The sequence below is a fragment of the Streptomyces sp. AC627_RSS907 genome (genome assembly GCF_019049165.1).
This window is the reverse complement of record NZ_JAGMUE010001121.1, coordinates 1-570: the sequence shown is the minus strand read 5'-3', so window position 1 is coordinate 570 and position 570 is coordinate 1. Positions and strand designations below refer to the sequence as shown.

Sequence of the window (570 nt, the reverse complement as noted above, 5' to 3'; positions counted from 1 at the left end):
GTCCAGGCCCGCTCCCGCCTCCTCGGGCTCGCGGGCGTCGGCCGCCTCGATCGCCAGCTCGGTCCAGGAGGGGACGGCCACCAGGTCACCGCGCCCGACGGGGTGGCGCCGACCGTCCAAGGTGAGGGTGCCGGAACCCGCGAAGACCTGCCAGACGCTGGAGCCCGCCTCGCGGGTGGGCGCGCCGCGCGCTCCCGCGGCGAACCGGTGGGCCTCCAAGCGGATGGTGGCCAGGGCGTCGCCGCCGGTGGCGGGATTGGTGAAGCGGACCGCAGCGTGGCCCGGCTCGACGCCGGCGGCCAGGTCGAGTTGGGCGGTGAGCGCGGCGTCGGTGCGCCCCCAGCGGTAGGCGATCAGTGGCGAGTGCGCGGGTTCCGGCACGCCCAGGGGGCGCAGTCCGGGGTGTGCCCACAGCCGCTCGGCGCGGGAGCGCTCGGGCGTGGAGCGGTCGTCCAGGCCGTCCGGCCCGTACTCGAAGAACCCGGCGTCCACGTGGTGCACGAAGGGGATGTCGAGCCCGTCCAGCCAGGTCATGGGGGTGGAGCGGGGGTTGTGGTGGGCGTGGAAGCA

The 570-nt window shown here is 76.1% G+C and carries 1 pseudogene; it reads right to left on the bottom strand.

Features of this window, described 5'->3' with window-relative positions:
- Nucleotides 1–570 (bottom strand): annotated as a pseudogene (locus KUM32_RS40615) (cupin); the annotation flags it as partial.